General features: G+C 52.9%; 14 protein-coding genes and 1 pseudogene. 4 read left to right on the top strand and 11 right to left on the bottom strand.

The features are described 5' to 3' along the window. Positions 1-17 precede the first annotated feature (17 nt). Positions 18-1019: a LysR substrate-binding domain-containing protein gene (locus LZ463_RS15705; RefSeq protein ID WP_241456760.1), complete on the top strand. Its 1002-nt coding sequence runs from the start codon at positions 18-20 to the stop codon at positions 1017-1019. Between the two features lie 323 nt (positions 1020-1342). On the opposite strand, the gene LZ463_RS15700 is transcribed toward LZ463_RS15705, so the two are convergent. The 9 genes and pseudogenes from LZ463_RS15700 to LZ463_RS15660 all read right to left on the bottom strand — a co-directional run bounded on the left by LZ463_RS15700 (position 1343) and on the right by LZ463_RS15660 (position 9396). After that, positions 1343-1930 carry a hypothetical protein gene (locus LZ463_RS15700; protein ID WP_241456759.1) on the bottom strand — a complete coding sequence of 196 codons (588 nt, stop codon included), beginning with the start codon at positions 1928-1930 and terminating at the stop codon, positions 1343-1345. A gap of 26 nt (positions 1931-1956) precedes the next feature. Further along, positions 1957-3089 (bottom strand): annotated as a pseudogene (locus tag LZ463_RS15695) (Glu/Leu/Phe/Val family dehydrogenase). A 147-nt stretch (positions 3090-3236) separates the two neighbouring features. Continuing rightward, positions 3237-4226, bottom strand: a complete 990-nt coding sequence (locus LZ463_RS15690) for an ABC transporter ATP-binding protein (protein WP_241456758.1) — start codon at positions 4224-4226, stop codon at positions 3237-3239. Then, complete coding sequence (locus LZ463_RS15685) at positions 4223-5203, bottom strand: ABC transporter ATP-binding protein (RefSeq protein ID WP_241456757.1); 981 nt, start codon at positions 5201-5203, stop codon at positions 4223-4225. The genes LZ463_RS15690 and LZ463_RS15685 overlap by 4 nt, the downstream gene beginning before the upstream one ends. Before the next feature lie 10 nt (positions 5204-5213). After that, positions 5214-6104 (bottom strand): ABC transporter permease, encoded by an 891-nt coding sequence (locus LZ463_RS15680; RefSeq protein WP_241456756.1) that lies wholly within the window; start codon positions 6102-6104, stop codon positions 5214-5216. Further along, the gene (locus LZ463_RS15675; RefSeq protein WP_241456755.1) at positions 6101-7081 is read right to left on the bottom strand and encodes an ABC transporter permease; all 981 of its coding nucleotides are present in this window, start codon (positions 7079-7081) and stop codon (positions 6101-6103) included. Before LZ463_RS15675 ends, LZ463_RS15680 begins: the two co-directional genes overlap by 4 nt. Before the next feature lie 69 nt (positions 7082-7150). Then, entirely contained in the window at positions 7151-7300 is a 150-nt protein-coding gene (locus tag LZ463_RS15670; RefSeq protein ID WP_241456754.1) for a hypothetical protein, read from the bottom strand. Positions 7301-7609: 309 nt separating this feature from the next. After that, the gene (locus LZ463_RS15665) at positions 7610-8524 is read right to left on the bottom strand and encodes an N-formylglutamate amidohydrolase (protein WP_241456753.1); all 915 of its coding nucleotides are present in this window, start codon (positions 8522-8524) and stop codon (positions 7610-7612) included. Between the two features lie 14 nt (positions 8525-8538). Continuing rightward, entirely contained in the window at positions 8539-9396 is an 858-nt protein-coding gene (locus LZ463_RS15660; RefSeq protein WP_241456752.1) for an N-formylglutamate amidohydrolase, read from the bottom strand. Positions 9397-9966: 570 nt separating this feature from the next. Between LZ463_RS15660 and LZ463_RS15655 the strand changes: the two genes are divergently transcribed. The 3 genes from LZ463_RS15655 to LZ463_RS15645 all read left to right on the top strand — a co-directional run bounded on the left by LZ463_RS15655 (position 9967) and on the right by LZ463_RS15645 (position 11110). Beyond that, entirely contained in the window at positions 9967-10188 is a 222-nt protein-coding gene (locus tag LZ463_RS15655) for a hypothetical protein (protein ID WP_241456751.1), read from the top strand. A gap of 231 nt (positions 10189-10419) precedes the next feature. Continuing rightward, positions 10420-10692 carry a HAMP domain-containing protein gene (locus LZ463_RS15650; RefSeq protein ID WP_347176273.1) on the top strand — a complete coding sequence of 91 codons (273 nt, stop codon included), beginning with the start codon at positions 10420-10422 and terminating at the stop codon, positions 10690-10692. Beyond that, the gene (locus LZ463_RS15645) at positions 10625-11110 is read left to right on the top strand and encodes a diguanylate cyclase (RefSeq protein WP_241456749.1); all 486 of its coding nucleotides are present in this window, start codon (positions 10625-10627) and stop codon (positions 11108-11110) included. The genes LZ463_RS15650 and LZ463_RS15645 overlap by 68 nt, the downstream gene beginning before the upstream one ends. 137 nt (positions 11111-11247) lie before the next feature. On the opposite strand, the gene LZ463_RS15640 is transcribed toward LZ463_RS15645, so the two are convergent. Beyond that, on the bottom strand, positions 11248-12618 hold the full coding sequence (locus LZ463_RS15640; protein ID WP_241456748.1) for an MmgE/PrpD family protein: 1371 nt from the start codon (positions 12616-12618) through the stop codon (positions 11248-11250). Positions 12619-12688: 70 nt separating this feature from the next. After that, positions 12689-14272, bottom strand: a complete 1584-nt coding sequence (locus LZ463_RS15635) for an ABC transporter substrate-binding protein (RefSeq protein WP_241456747.1) — start codon at positions 14270-14272, stop codon at positions 12689-12691. Between the last annotated feature and the right edge of the window lie 851 nt (positions 14273-15123).

Here is a 15123-nt window from a genome sequence, read left to right as displayed (position 1 = left end):
CGCTTTTATTCACAGCCTTGTTGGCGTATGCAGCGATTGGTTTAATTATTGTCTTAGGGGTGGGGAAAGAAAAGCGACCTATTGTCGGCAAGCCATTCCCAACAATCATAATGCGGCTACACTCTCCTCCGATCACAGAACTGCATGCACTGGCCACCGTAGCCCGGTTAGGTAGCGTAACGCTCGCAGCCAATGAACTCAGCGTGACGCAAGGTGCAGTCAGCCGAGCCATTACGCGCCTGGAAGATCATTTCGGTTGCCCGTTATTGGTGCGCGGGAATCGTCGGACCGAACTGACCGAAACAGGCAAGGCGTTTCTGGATAAGGTCGGTCCCGCACTGAACGTGATCGAGAGTGTTTCTAGCCAATTGCGTATGGCATCGCGCACAAAAGAATTGACCTTATCCGTCGCGCCTACTTTTTTCAGCAATTGGCTGGTGCCAAGGCTTTATCGATATGAAGCGCTACATCCGGATATCACTTTGCGTTTTGTCCATTACAACTACGATGGATGCGACTTTTCAGACCAGACCCCGGATGTGGTAATTTCGGCAAAACCCTTGGATATCCCGCTGGTCTGTTGCGATTATGTAATCGGCCGACAAAATATCCTTGTCTGTAGTCCCAAGACGGCGCTTGGGCTTAAGACGCCGCGCGACCTTTTGAGCCAGCAATTGCTTTGCCATAGGAGTGCGCCCGGCATTTGGTCGGCGTGGTTCAAAGAGGTGGGACTGGCTGACGAGGAACCGGCGCTCGGGCGCGAATTTGATTATGTCAGCATTTTGATCGAAGCGACCGTTGCGGGACTTGGGGTTGCCATTCTGCCGCGCTGCCTGTTGGAACAGGCCTTGGAATTGGGCCGGTTGGTGACGCCTTTTGACCTGTCCATAGAATCCAAGCGGGGTTTCCATCTGTGCTATCCAAAGGCAAAAAGCGATATGGCCGGCTTGATTACTTTCAAAGATTGGTTGATGGACGAGGTTGCGAAATATTGCAGCGCCATTGGCGAGAGCAAATAAGGTCGATTACAAGAGGATGCGAGAAACGGTATTTTCTCCGTCTGTTCCGATGTTTCAAATCCGGTGTTTCAAATCAAGGTCTGACCCGGCTCTTGTAACGTGGATGGCGATTTTGCCGGGTTGTCGCGTGGCGTGGTAGGCCAGCGCATTCCGCAGGGGCTTGTTCATTTATATTTTGTCCTTCATACCCAAGTCACACTGTGCGCACAAATACTTACACTGTCTTTGCGCGCAGTATGTCCAAGCCGTCGATTTCCGCCAACAAAAAGGTATCGCCGGACCGGGTCGTAATGTACTGTTCCAATGGCCTGATAAAAATATGGTCACCGGACGCCGCCGTGGATCGCTGCGACAGACGCGCAAACGCCTCGCTCACAGTCCTGGCGATGCGATCGTCGTGCCGCGCTGCTGTGTTGCTTCACGATTAATGCCGAATGCCAGTGTTTTGGCAACGGGCGTTGGGTCGAATTGCGCCGCGGCAGTAATCGGCCTGACCAGGTGTGCGTGTTGGCGGTGTTATCGACCATGCTCGCGCAATGCGCATCCGGTTCTTCTGCGCGCACCATATGGAAACCGATCGCGTAGCCGAATACATGATCCAAGACCGATGCTGCGACGATACGGCGCTGGCTTTTACGGATGGCAACGACCAGGCCGATTTGAAGGTGGCATTGCATGACTGGCTGCAGGCTGAAAATCCGTTCTATTGCATTTTCAGGCACAAACACCACAGAGGGCGCCGCGCCGGTAGATAAAATTTTAGGCGCGGGGTCACATGCCGTATTTTTTATCGTGCTCTGTGTCGAGACCGGGTCGCGTACCGTATACAGCCGATGCAATTCGAATTGCGTCGCATAATTTCGTATCGAAATCCTAGTCGGCAAAACGGGCATCTCCATGACATCGGTCATGTTAACCCCTTTCATCCTGTTGAAGATCAGTATGCCCGTTCCGAATCAGGGATAAAGCCCCGCATTTCGCGCCTTTGCAGTACCCAGGTACAGGAGATGATGAACGCGGCAGTGCGGAGCGATACTTTCTTGTCTTCGGCCACTGGCCACACAGCGGAAAAGGCTTCGTGCACGATGCGTTTGAGGCGCAAGTTGATTTCGTCCTCGGTCCAGAAGAAGCTGGAGATATCCTGCACCCACCCGAAGTAACCGACCGTGACGCCGCCCGCATTTGCGATCACCTTCGGTACCACCAGCACTCCTTTGTCACACAGAATGTCGTGGGCCTCTGGCGTGGTCAGACCATTTTCCCCTTCGAGAATGATGGTGGCGAAAAACTTGTTTGCATTGTCTTCGGTGATCTGCTGCTCTAACGCAGCCGGGATCAAGATATTGCAATCGAGCGCCCGGAATTGGTACCGGTCTCGAATCTCTTCGGCATCGGCCTCGACGAACACGCGCGCGGCGATGCCGCCGACGTCGCCGAAACCTTGCACGGCAATGCGCGCGCCATTGATCTTCATGCCGCGCCCGGTGGCTTCCTGGCGTCCGAGGCTACCTCTCAATGAAATCGGTTTGCCGGTCACGACACCGGATGCGGTGCTGCCCTGATTCATGGAATAGGTATCCATCATCCAGGCCATGACTTTTTCGTTGGTATTGACGTCCGGCGCGGGAGTGTCTTTGGTTGGTCCGACGACGATGCCGATTTCGCTGGTGTAGCGGTGCGTCATGCGCTTCAGTTCGCCGGTCGAGAGGGCTTCTTCGGATCGACCCGGATGTCGCCTTTGATACCGCCGTATGGCAGGTCGACGGCGGCATTCTTGACGGTCATCCTGGCCGACAAGACCATCACTTCGGACAGAGTCACATCTTGGTGGAAACGGACGCCGCCTTTGCCGGGGCCGCTCGACGTATTGTGCTGTACGCGGTAGCCTTCGAAGTGTGCGACGGTGCCGTTGTCGCGTTCGATCGGGACGTCGACGATCAAGATGCGCTTGGGGTGCTTAATGGTTTCGACCCAGTGGACGAGCGAGCCCAGATGCGGTGTGACGCGGTCGATTTGTTCGAGGTAATTGCGTCATGGGCCGAGGCCGCGCAGGGTGAGATATGAAGGAATTTAGTGTTGGTTTGACATGTACAAGTTTTTTCTTTCCGCATCCGATGTGGATGCGGCAGGACAGGGTTCTACCGCGCGCTTCTTTCCGAAAATATTGATTGCCATTGCATGGGGAAGTGCGGCGCGATATTTCGGGCCGCTCTTTTTTCAGGCCTCCAAATGGCAAGCCATCGATCTTTCCGGCGACAGTGCACGCAGTTCCGGGCGTTCGGTTTCGCAGCGCGGCATTGCGTACGGGCAGCGTGGATGGAAATGGCACCCTGGCGGCGGGTGCAGCGGAGACGGCATCTCGCCTTTGATAGGGATGTATTGCTTCCGAGTCGAGCGCACGCTGGGCAATTCCGCCAGCAATCCCTTTGTATAAGGATGCTGCGGGTTGGCGTACAGCTCCTCTGTTTTGCCGAATTCCACGATGCGGCCCAGATACATGATTGCTACTCGGTCCGATAGATGCCCAACTACGCCGAGGTCGTGGCTGATGAAAAGATAGGTGAGACCGAGCTGTTCGCGCAGGTCCATGAACAGATTGAGCACCTGCGCTTGAATCGAAACGTCAAGCGCAGCGATCGATTCGTCGCAAACAATGATTTTTGGTTGGACCGCGAGTGCTCGGGCGATGCCAATGCGTTGTCGCTGCCCGCCGGAAAATTGATGAGGATACCGGTTGGCATAAGCGGGATCGAGTCCAACCTGCCTCAACAAGTTGTTGACATAGTCGGTGCGTTCGGACGATTTGATCAAGCCATGCACGACCGGAGCTTCCCCGATGATGTCGCGCACTTTCATGCGCGGGTTCAGCGAGGCCATCGGATTTTGGAAAATCATCTGGACCTCCAAACTCATCGCGTCGCGTTCAGCCCGGGACATTTGCGCGGCTTCTTTTCCGCGATACAGGACGTGCCCCGCGGTTGCCGGCAATATGCCGCTCACGATGCGCCCCAGGGTCGATTTTCCGCAGCCCGATTCACCGACCAATCCGACTACTTCTCCAGCTTTGATCGCAAGGCTGATATCATCGACGGCACGAACCACCTCGGTTTCATAACGCCCGCCAACCCGGTTTAAAAGACGCTGAACCACATCGCTTTTTTTGGAAAAATGTTTGCTTATGCCGCTCAATTGAAGAAGGGTAGTCATGCGTGGCCCCCTAGAGGATGAAAACACCGGACCATCTGGCCAGTTACACTTGCTTGGGATTCCGGCTGGGTCTTGCACGTATCCGTCGCATGCTCGCAGCGGTTGCGAAATGCACAGCCGGGCGCCAGGCCCACCAGCGAGGGCGTCATGCCAGGAATCTGTTTCAACCGTTGTCCGCGTTGATTGTTGCTTGGCAGCGAAGCGAGCAAGCCCTGTGTATACGGGTGGCGCGGATGATGCAACACTGCGTTCACAGTTCCGCTTTCTACGATCTTGCCGGCATACATGACATTGATGTGGTCCGCCAAGCCGGCCACGATGGAAAGGTCGTGGGTGACCCAAATCAGCGCGGTACCGGTTTCTTTCACCAGTTTTTGCACCTCGTACAATATCTGTGCCTGGATCGTGACATCGAGCGCGGTGGTCGGCTCGTCCGCAATGATCAGGTCAGGCTTGTTCAGCATGGCGATCGCGATGACGACCCGCTGACGCATGCCACCGGAAAATTGATGGGGATAGGAGAACAGGCGCTCGTCCGGCGATGGTATGCCGACCTTGTCGAGTGTCTCCCGCGCACGGTCGAGCGCGACCGCGCGGCTGACGTTTTCATGCGCCAGCACGGCATCGATCATTTGCGTGTCGATCCGCAGCACTGGGTTGAGGGTCATCATCGGGTCTTGAAATATCATGGAAATTTTTGCGCCACGCAACTGCCGCAGGCGTTCCGGCGATGCTTTGACCAAGTCTTCTCCATGGAACAGGATCTGGCCGCCGGCGATGCGGCCGGGTTGGTCGATTAGGCCGACGATGGAAAAGCCGGTCACGGTTTTTCCGGAGCCTGATTCGCCGACCAGGCCGACGACTTCGCCGCGCCCTACAGTGAGACTGACATCGTCCACTGCTTTGAGTACGCCGTCGCGCGTGTCGAAGTAGGTGCGCAGATTGCGTACTTCGAGTGTTGAAGATGTGCCAGACATCGAGATGCTCCTAACGTTGCAAGCGTGGGTTGAGGACATCGCGTAACTGATCCGCGACAAGATTGATGCTGATCACCGTCAGCAGGAGTGCGAGTCCCGGGAATAGGCTGATCCAAAAAGCGCCCGCAAGCATATGCTGCTGCCCATTTGCGATGAGCATCCCGAGCGAAGGCTCGGTGACCGGGACGCCGAGACCCAGAAAAGAAAGCGTCGCTTCCAGCGCAATTGCGTGACCGACGTTGACCGCCGCGATCACCATTAACGACGGCAGGCAATTCGGCAGCAGATGGCGGGTAACGATGCGCCAGCCGGAAAGGCCCAGGCAAACTGCGGCCTCCACATATTCCTTCGAGCGTTCCACCAGCGCCGCGCTGCGCACAGTGCGGGCATAGACAGCCCATTGGACGGCAATCAAGGCAAAGATCACTTTATCGATGCCGCTCCCCAACAGGGACAGCAAGATCAATGCGATCAACACTGCCGGAAACGAAAGCTGGAAATCGACCAAACGCATGATGAAACTATCTACCCAACCTCCGACGTATCCGGCCAGTAGTCCCAAAAAAAGACCGATGACCAAGGCGCCGAGCGTAGCGACGATACCGACCCCAAGGCTGATTCTCAATCCGTAGATAATTGCGCTCAGAATATCACGCCCCTGATCGTCGGAGCCGAGCACAAAGCGGTAGTGGCCACCAGGATCCGGTGTGCCGGGCTCCAAAGTGCTGCTCATGATATTGATCTGGGTCAGGTCGTACGGATTTTGCGGCGTGATCCATTGGGCACACAATGCCGAAACGATCAATGCAACCAATACGACTAGACTGACTATTGCGAGCCGGCTAGCGCAAAAATTACTTGCGAAACGGCCCCATGGATTCTCTTCGCGTTTGGTGCTCATACGCTTTTCCCCTGCAAGTTGATACGAGGGTCGAGCGCCGCGTAAAGCACGTCGACCAAAAAATTAATGGACACGAACAGAAATACAGTGAACATCATGTACGCGACGACAACCGGACGATCCAAGTGGAGGATACTGTCAAGCAGAAGTTTCCCCATCCCTGGCCATGCAAACACGCGCTCGGTGACCACGGCAAATGCCATGAGCGAACCAAATTCGAGACCGATGATCGTGACGAGGGGAATCATAATATTCTTGAGAACATGGACACCGACAATGCGTCTCTGCGACAATCCGATTGCACGCGCAAATTTGATGTAATCCTGGGAAGCGACCTCACGGGTACTCGCCCGGGCCAGGCGAATGATTAAGGCCAGGTTGTAAATCGCAAGATTTAATGCCGGAAGAAACATATGCCGCAAGCCGCTGACGGAAAATATGCTCCAGGTGTCTGCACCCAGTGCCTGCACCGTCATCCCGCGACCGCCGGATGGAAACCAACCGAGATACACGGAAAAGAACATGATGAGAATCATCCCCACCAAAAAATTGGGTAAGCTAAAACCCAGGATGGAACCGGATATGATGGTGCGCGATGTCCATGCATCGGGCTTCAAACCGGCCATGATACCCAAAGGCACGCCGATGAAAATCGCGATCACCATGGCAGCGACAGCCAGTTCCAGCGTTGCGGGGAGCCGTTGGAGGATGAGTGTCATCGCCGGTTCGCCGTACACAAAGGAATTGCCCAAATCGCCCTGTACCGCATGCACCAGGAACCTCCCCAGCTGCATATACAGCGGCTGGTCCAGGCCCAGCCGTTGAACCAGCTGATCGCGCTCCAATTGATCGGCATCCGGGCTGAGCATGATGTCTACCGGATTGCCGATCGCATAGATGCCCAGAAATACGATTGTGGCCATTGCAAGCAAAACCGCCATACTTTGCAAAAGCCGCCTCAAAAGATACGCCAACATTTTTTTCCTCCTCCAAGCTATCCGCAATGCGGATAGTTTCAATTTACTTGTTGTGATTGACTAATTTTTCTATTCGGCCAATGCCATTTCTGGGACATACGTTATCTGATCCCAGCGGTATTTGAAGTCGACATTCTTTTTCATTGCCCACAAATTGACTTCATAGTGAATCGGGATGATGGCGATTCCCTGCGCAAAGACGGGTAATGGGACCAGCATGGCTGCGGCAGCGGTGATGAGAATCTAGCGAGTCGAAACATGATTGACTTCCTGAATTGAAAAACGGTGAATTGCATGCTGTTCTACGCCCCTAATGCCGGCGTCGGTGTAGTGCCACTTTTTATTGCTACATCTAACTTCGTTATTTCATAAGCGAGCGAAACTATTTGATCGTCAATTTTATCTCTTTGGGTGACGTTGCCCCGCGCCTTGATGCGTTCATTCTTGTAATTAATTTTGTCTTGATACTTCGCGGCTTACTGCGAGGAGATACCTTGCAAAAGGCATGACCGGATATGATGTCGCATGTTAAGAGTTCCGCACTTTTCCAATACTTCTTTTACTAGGCACTTTTGGTTTGTACAATTTTTTCGTCAAGTCCGACAAAGTTGACACCAATGACTTGGTGACCAGTGCCAAGTCGGCCCTTAGCAGTTCGAATCCAGCGTTAGGCTCCCTGGTCCGCTCATCCATATATAGATTACGTCTTACGCCCACTTGCAAGCTATGCCGCTTCTGTCGCGGCCGGCCATGCCGCGTCACGATCTCCGTCAGGTTGCCCGGCTTGTTGATGCTTACCGTGTAGCCCAGTTCGCGCAAGAGTTTGGTCACAATTTTTGTGAATTGATACGCGCAGCTTGTTCCGTCGCAGTCGTCTAAAACAAAATCGGTCAGCGGCTTGTTTGACGCCGTACCAAAACGCCCGTGCTCGTTCGCCGTTACGGAATGCAGGTTCAAGTGCCAAACCACGCCGTGCTTCCTGCGCAGTGACTTAATCGTCTTCCTCAGTGCATCGTGGTACGGAAGATAGTAGCTTTCGATGCGGCTGCGCACCGCCAGCGGCGACAGCTTGACGGAATATATGGGCGATCCTCCGCTCAAATTTCTCCAAACGACGCCATGCCGCATATCGGTAAGATCCGCTTGATGGACGGAAACGCCGCATCGGTTGTCATTCGTTTCACAATCGACATCCGTCAAACTGCAATTGCAGTCGATATAGGATCGCGGAGCATTGGCTGCGAGCAAAGTAACCCCGAGACTTGGCGCTACCGACCACAATTTATCGACGTGCGTGTCTTCTTCGGAACACAAGTCTTCCAAGCGGCACGTATAACCGAAATCATCGGGATAGGTCGCACCGCTATTTGGTGAATCCATGATCAATGCGACCGCATGCCGCGGCTGGATCAGTACGTAGCTTCGCGTCTCAATGATTTTCACGGATAATTGCACATTCATTCTCCGGTGCGCGAAATCTTATGCTTGACGTATTCGACCAGCGTCTGCGACAGGCGATCCAAATCCTTTTGCAAGACACCGAAGCCGTCATGGACTTCACGGGTGAGCTCGCTCATATAAAGGCGACGGTGGATTTCAATCATGAGGCTATGGCGATTTTCCAGCGGCCTGCCGTGCAGGCGAACCAACTCTGCGCCCTTGTATGGCTCATTGATGCTGACGGAATAGCCGAGACCCCTTAATACGTTTGCGATCAAATCCGCAAATTCCGGATCGCAGGTTGTGCCATCTCGCGTACCTAGTACGAAGTCGGCCAGTACCCTGTCGCCCGAAAATCCCATCCTGGCGTACGCAGCAGCCGGCATTGAATGCTGATTCAGGTGCCAGACACCGCCGTGCCGATCGGCCAGGCTATCCAGCAATTCGTTGAGCTGACTATGGTATGGTAAATAATATTCTTCAATGCGTTTTGATACGGCACTGGAGGAAAGTTTGGTAGCATAGATCGGCTTTCCCTCTGCGATATTCGACCAAATCAAACCAAAACCGCGGCTAGACTTTTCGCCGGGATTGATCGCATTAGGCCATTTGTCGGAAAGCATATTAACGTCGAGATCGTCAAGGCTGCGATTGTAGTCGATGTATGTGCGCGCCGCATTTGCAGCCAGGAGCGGTATGCCCATTGAAGGCGCGTTTTGCCATAACTTTTCGACATGAGTGTCTTCAGCATAACGCAAATCCGCAAGCGAACAAGCATATTCGAAATCCGCCGGGTAATCTACGCCACTGTGTGGCGAATCCATCACTAGCGGAACAGCGTCATCCGGTTGCACCAGTGTGTAGTTTTTATGCATCAAAATTCTCATATGTGTTTGATATCATTTAATCCAACAGATTGGTCACGGCAGCCCCCCAATAATTGCGCCGACTGTGTTGCATATTGTGAGCTTGTAAAGGAGGGTAAGCCGTGATTGGAAATTCTTCATTCGCAGTCAGCATTGCCACTCGATCGCATTTTCCGTGTTTCGTAGGCTAGATTATTGCCCGTGCGCGTTCAAATGGAAAATGACCCGTTGTCGACGCGCCTTTACCAACATGCATAGTGCTACAGACAATTTTTAGCGGCCAGTGCTTGTTGGATTGAGAGCGCCGCAATAGTGGGTTGAACGCGCTGTTGAAAATATTTGCTGGCGAATTTCAGAAAAACCCATATCCAGGAGGATGGATGATCAAACTTTAAAAATGGAGATGTGTTCGGCTTGCGGGATTTCCGTATCGGCACGCGATTGATCCTGGGGTTTGGTGCGATTTTGTTGATCTTGGTTGCGATGACGGGAATCGATCGCGTCCTGCATGCCCAAAGTAAAGCCAAATTGTTGGAAGGGTTGAAGATCGTTGAACGTAAAAGTTGATTGGCGATAACAATGAAAGGCGCGTTGCTCGAAGGCGGCATATCCCTGCGCAACATTGGACTGACCTCCGACCTGGATTTACTCCAAAAAATCCAAAAAGTGGCTGAAGGGGAACGCGCGATATTCGTCTGGACAAGGAACAGTTTTGTCGCGATGTGCTTAACCAAGATGAAAAAAGGTATTGTCGACAACATTTCCGAAATCGATGAGCTACTTCGGGAGTCGGTCAAATAGGCGGTAACGCAAGATCTCGCATTCAATCCCGACGGCGCAGCGAAAATCCTGACCGACCGCGTCGATTCGTTGAATCAGAAAGTAATCAGGCAAATTAATGCGCTCGTAGATAACCAGCAGACCGTCGAGGACGAAGTGCTGCTGAAATATAACGAAGACGACTCAAAACTGAAACTGTTACTGCTGTTTAGTAGCGCTATCGCAGTCGTTATCGGCGCGGCCATTGCCTAGATCATCACCCTCAACATCATTTCCCCACTGTTGCAAGCCGTGGCCATTGCTAAGGAAGTGGCAAGCGGCGGGTTTTCCACCACATTTTCCGTGGTTGGAAAAGACGAAGTGGGCGAACTGATGCAGGCGCTCAAGGAAATGATGAGTTGTCTGTCGACCGCATACGAGAAGTTGCGCGACTTGAGTCGCTACGATGCGCTGACCGGTGTCCATAACACGGGGCTATTTCAACGAACGATTCGATACGGAATGGCGGCGGGCGCACCGGGCTAAAACGGCGATCAGCATACTGATGGTCAATATCGACCATTTTAAAAAAGTGAACGACAATTATGGCCATCCTTGCGGCGACGTTTGCTTGCGGTGTGTCGCAAATACAATTCAACAGACATTGCGCCGTTCCTGTGACGAGGTATTCCGCTATGGCGGAGAGGAGTTTGTGGTACTGCTTGCCAATACCGATTTAGACGGCGCTATCCACATTGCCGAACTTATTCGCCGTCAGGTCGACATGTTGGAATTTCTTTTTGACGGGAATAAAATACCGATCACCGTCAGTATAGGCGCCTCGACCGCCATTCCCAATTCTGTCGACGATGCGCAGTCGCTGTTCGGCAATGCCGATAAAGCGCTTTACGAAGCGAAGCTGGCAGGGCGCAATAAAGTTTGCGCTCGTCCGATAGAGGCATAAGGAGTGGCCAACCGTGCGTTCGGGGTAATGCATGAACAGCGCTTGGACCGGGTAGCTTCAAGAAATGCCGTCCGTCGCATTTCCCCCTCCAAGCGCTGCGGCCTGCATTCGAGGTCGATGCTGCTATGCGGTATTCGTTATACCTCGAAAGCGACATGCCGCATCAGATCGGAGATCGTCGGTAGCGCCATTGCATTGGCGAGCGCCGATCGTATTGGTTCGATGCTGTTCTCAGGAAGAATACCGATGCAACAATCGTCGAACTTTGCACGCCGGTCGGCGGCGTCGAACTGATTCTGTAATGTGCCTTTGGCAAAATGCACGCTGCGCTCAAAAGATTTGCCATTCTTCAATGTGACCACCGCTGAATGCGAGAGATGCGTAGCGGGATCGTTGCTCTCTATGCCTTCTTTGGCATGCGGAAGCAGCCGCATGTCGATGTTTGCCATCAATGCGCGTGTCGTCGGGTCCTGCACGGCCGCATTGGTGAAATCCGCCAAACCGAGCCGGCCACGGAGCAGAGCCACGGCAGCGCAATACGGCATCGAAAAGCGCGCTTCCAACGCGTCGTGCGGCTCGGGGTAACGGAGATTGAGCATGTTTCCATAACCGACATACACGACTACGTTTGCGACATCGGCTGCCGAGAAACCATGTTCATGGCGCAGTTCAAGAATGGCATCGACGGCGCGATGCGTTGATCCGCAACAGGGATGGCGTTTGAACGAAAATCCCCATTTTTCAATTGCAAGTGATTCGTTCGATTGTATTTCGGCGAATGACCAGTCGGGCGGAACAATGCCGGCGTACAGATCGCCGAAGCCGGATTGTCCTTCCAAGATCGCTTCGTTCCCTGCAAGGCCGTTGGCAGCCAGTTTCGCAGACAGCACGCCGGACTGTGCGGCAAGGCCCGCTTGCAGCGGTTTGGCCGCCGTGCCGAACTGTCCCTTTGCGCCTGCGCTCATGCTCACGGCCAGGCTGATTGCCGCCGTCATTTTTGCCGCATCGAGTTTCAACAGCCTGCCGCTTGCGGCGGCTGCGGCCAGCGCGCCGACCGTCGAGGTGCCATGCCAGCCACGGTCGGTATGTGCCCGTCCTATGCCGCCACCGATTCGGGCCATGATCTCGGTTCCCACAATGAAGGCATCGAGGATTGCCTTGCCCGAAGCGTCGATCTCTTCGCCCAGCGCCCAAAGCGCCGGAAAAATGACGCATCCGGCATGGCCCAAGCCGGGAAGAAAATTATCGTCCATTTCGCTGGCATGGGCTATATAGCCGTTGGCGAGCGCGGCTACTGTTGCGGGGACACGTTGCGTGCTGCCGATAACGGTGGCACGTCCCTGACCTTGAATCGTCTCGCGCATAATGGCGGAACCGGAATCGGTCGCGCCGGAAACGGCGCTGGCAAAGGTATCTTCCAATGCATGCAACGCCAAATCTATTACGGACTCGGACCACTGGGGCGACACTTCCGCTGCCCATTTACCCAAATGACGGGTCACCTCCATACAACCTCCCAAGAAATTAAATCGTATTCAACATTGCAGCAATTTGCAGCGCTTATCGGTGATGACATTTCTATTTCCCTAGTGTGATTTCCGGAACATGAGTTTCCCGATCCCACCGGCCTTTGTAGTCGATATTTTTTTTCATTGCCCACAAATTGACTTCATAGTGAAGAGGTATGACTGCAAAATCGTCCATGGCGAGATTGCTTGCCCGTTGCAGAATGTCATGCCGCTTCATATCATCCCTCGTCAACAAAGCTTCGTCTAGCAGTTTGTCCAAAGCCGGGTTCGAGTATTTGTTGGGATTGGCATTGCCGTAACCTTTTTCCTTATCCTTTGTCGCCACCAGCGACCGCAATGAATATGACATTTCGCCGGTGGCTGCCAACCATCCCCCCATATAAAAACCAAGCGATCCCTCGTTTTTCTTCGAATAGAAGACGCTGGATGTCATCAAATTGACTTTGGCTTTGATGCCGACTGCGCTGAGCATTTGCGCGATGGCTTGGACAATTTGCGAGTCATTGAGCGAACTATCGTTTGGACCGGACAAGGTCACTTCAAATCCGTTCGGATATCCCGCTTTGGTCAACAGATCTTTTGCCTTGGCAACGTCGTACCAATCCTTGAGCCTGATGCCATCTTCACTCCCATACATCAATTGACCTGCAGGCACCCCGAAACCGCCCAGCACTTTGCTGGTAATGGCGGAACGGTCAATCGCGCGGCTGACTGCTTCTCTTACGCGAACATCCTTGAAAGGATTGGGACCCGCGACCGCAGGATTGCTGGCACTGACATTGGCCCCAAGAAAAATGACGCGTGCGGATTTTTCGCTCACCAACTTGAAACGCGGATCGCTGCGCAGCCGCGCGGCGTCCTGGGGCGACAGCGCTTCAATTAAGTCCACATCACCCGACAAAAGTGCCGCGACACGCGGCCCTGCAGCCACTAAAGGACGAAAAGTGATTTTCGACCATTGCGGTTTGGTTCCCCAATATTGGTCGTTTCGAGTAAGCACAATACGGCTTCCAGGAGAAAATTCGCTGAATTTGTAAGGGCCGGTTCCGATTGAAAGCTTGCCGTTATTGAAATCCTTGGTTGCAGGCCAAGATGGTGCGGCGCATCCTTCATGGTTGAATATGACGTTCTCGCCTTTATTAACCGTTGCAGAGATGATGCCGATTTTCGACAACTCGTTCGGCAGCAAAGGATAGACGCCATCGGTTTTCAGCACGACAGTCAAGGGATCCTTTGCTGTTGCGTTTACAATTTTACGCATAGCGATGGAATACGACCCCGGGCTATTGACGACCTTAGGTATTCTGCATAAAGAGTAAATCACATCTTGCGCGGTGAACGGGCTGCCGTCCTGAAACTTGACGCCTTTGCGAAGCTTGAATTCCCATGTTCCAGGTTCGGTCTCTTTCCATGATTCGGCTAATACCGGTTTGACCCGGCGCAGCAGGTCAAATCCTGTCAGCGATTCATGAATATGTTTCCTGAGCTGCTCATTGGGAGTTAATAGATGATAGTGCGGATCCATCGAGGAGGCCTCGGACGACATACCGATAGTAATTTCCTGAGCCAAGACAGGTGGCGCGACTACCATGGCTACGGCTGCCGTAATGAAAAACCTAGTGTATCGGAACATGAATGACTCCCAGAATTAAACGGCGGTGAATTGCATACTGTCCAACGCGCTAATGCCTACGTTGTCGTAATGCCACTTTTTATTGCTAAATCTAAGGAACCTCTGATTAAGTCAAGCACACCATTTGTAAGTTATTGATTTTTCGAGCATTAATTTTACGATTTTGGACTTAATCAGAGATTCTATAATTTTAGCGACTGATATTTCTTGGTCACATTATTGCATGCGCATGTTTAAGTGGAAAATGACTCGTTGTCGACATGCCTTTACCAAGATGCATAGTGGCGTCGACGATTCTGGTCGAAATATTATGCCGGTTGATCAATTCAACCGGTCGCCACTTGCCCATCCCTTTTCGGCACGGGCGCGTGCAAAGCAAAAACGAAGCCGAGCACAACAAGCCCGCCAATCATGACTTCAAAAGCTGCTTTTACATTGAAAATGTCGGCAATCAATCCAACAATATGCGATCAACAGAGGACACAGGTGTAACCGCATGAGGTACTGCACCAGAGAAAAAGACATAAGTGCCAATCTCTGGTTGGATACACACTGCTGGCGGTCCAAGTTTTTTTTGCGGTCCAATGCATATGGAGAATTCGAATCGCGTATCGTGGGCGGGAAATTAGTTGAGTCTGCAGACTTTCAATAGTGTAATGTTTTCGTGCCACAAAAGTGGCGCGCAAATAAATTCGTGCCACTTTGCGCGACATCGAAGGAATCGACTTTGCGTTGTGCACCCACGAATATTACCCAAACCAATGATAGTGGTGCCACGATCGGAGTACATGATAGGCAAGTCTCCGCCGTTGTCATATTAATCTTTCATAGTGATCTATTTAAGGAACCTC

Source organism: Undibacterium paludis (genome assembly GCF_022568815.1).
Classification (GTDB): Bacteria; Pseudomonadota; Gammaproteobacteria; order Burkholderiales; family Burkholderiaceae_D; genus Undibacterium.
This window is presented reverse-complemented; position numbering and strand designations above follow the sequence as displayed.

What these genes read in the sequence shown, in the direction of transcription:
- LZ463_RS15675 (WP_241456755.1), bottom strand. Translation starts at nt 7,081, where the DNA reads ATGTTGGCGTATCTTTTGAGGCGGCTTTTGCAAAGTATGGCGGTTTTG.
- LZ463_RS15670 (WP_241456754.1), bottom strand. Translation starts at nt 7,300, where the DNA reads ATGCTGGTCCCATTACCCGTCTTTGCGCAGGGAATCGCCATCATCCCG.
- LZ463_RS15685 (WP_241456757.1), bottom strand. Translation starts at nt 5,203, where the DNA reads ATGTCTGGCACATCTTCAACACTCGAAGTACGCAATCTGCGCACCTAC.
- LZ463_RS15690 (WP_241456758.1), bottom strand. Translation starts at nt 4,226, where the DNA reads ATGACTACCCTTCTTCAATTGAGCGGCATAAGCAAACATTTTTCCAAA.
- LZ463_RS15680 (WP_241456756.1), bottom strand. Translation starts at nt 6,104, where the DNA reads ATGAGCACCAAACGCGAAGAGAATCCATGGGGCCGTTTCGCAAGTAAT.
- LZ463_RS15700 (WP_241456759.1), bottom strand. Translation starts at nt 1,930, where the DNA reads ATGACCGATGTCATGGAGATGCCCGTTTTGCCGACTAGGATTTCGATA.
- LZ463_RS15655 (WP_241456751.1), top strand. Translation starts at nt 9,967, where the DNA reads ATGAAAGGCGCGTTGCTCGAAGGCGGCATATCCCTGCGCAACATTGGA.
- LZ463_RS15660 (WP_241456752.1), bottom strand. Translation starts at nt 9,396, where the DNA reads ATGCATAAAAACTACACACTGGTGCAACCGGATGACGCTGTTCCGCTA.
- LZ463_RS15635 (WP_241456747.1), bottom strand. Translation starts at nt 14,272, where the DNA reads ATGTTCCGATACACTAGGTTTTTCATTACGGCAGCCGTAGCCATGGTA.
- LZ463_RS15640 (WP_241456748.1), bottom strand. Translation starts at nt 12,618, where the DNA reads ATGGAGGTGACCCGTCATTTGGGTAAATGGGCAGCGGAAGTGTCGCCC.